The sequence below is a fragment of the Segatella copri genome (genome assembly GCF_019127135.1).
Classification (GTDB): Bacteria; Bacteroidota; Bacteroidia; order Bacteroidales; family Bacteroidaceae; genus Prevotella.
Window position 1 is genome coordinate 1 of sequence record NZ_JAHOEA010000168.1, and the last position, 670, is coordinate 670.

Here is a 670-nt window from a genome sequence, read left to right on the forward strand (position 1 = left end):
GGCGGATTTTCTCCTTGTCGAAGGCGTCCTCGTTCATGCTGAAGTTGAGCAGGGCAACGGTATAGATATGATTGAGCTTGAAATCCCACTCATTCCCCTTGGGCGCCTGTTCTCGGATAGGGAAGGTGGAGTAGAAGAGGGCGCGATCCTTGAAATACGTCTGGTACGCATTCTGCATTTCTACGATGAACTTCTCACCGTTTTCGCCCTCGCAATATACATCAAAGATGGCTCTGCGGTCAGTATAGACATCTCCTACGTGCTCTGGATTCAGATACTTCACGTCCTTCACAACCTGTTTGCCATTAAACAAGCTGTTGAGGAAGCAAATGAGCAAATCCTTGTTCATTGCTGTTCCAAAAATTCGCTTGAAACCGAAGTCGGTCAGCAAGCTGATGTATCTTTCTTCTACCTGCTTCATAATCTCTGTTTTAAATATCCATGCCGCAAAGTTACGGTTTTATTTTCATATCTGCAAGAGTTTTCTAGGAAAAGTTTCTGAAAAAGTTAGAGAATGTTGAGTGTTGAATGTTGAATGTTGAGTGTTGAATGTTAAATGTTGAGTGTTGAATGAAAGAAATATGACGACAAAGAAAAAGGGCGCATCCGGATAGAATGCGCCCTAACTTGTTAAATAAAATCGGAGGGATTCTGCTCTTGAAAAACCCTC

General features: G+C 42.7%; 1 protein-coding gene. It reads right to left on the reverse strand.

From position 1 onward, the window contains the following. A partial coding sequence (locus KSW37_RS15690; RefSeq protein WP_217743534.1) for a PD-(D/E)XK nuclease family transposase occupies window positions 1–421 on the reverse strand: 421 nt, incomplete at its 3' end. Between the last annotated feature and the right edge of the window lie 249 nt (window positions 422–670).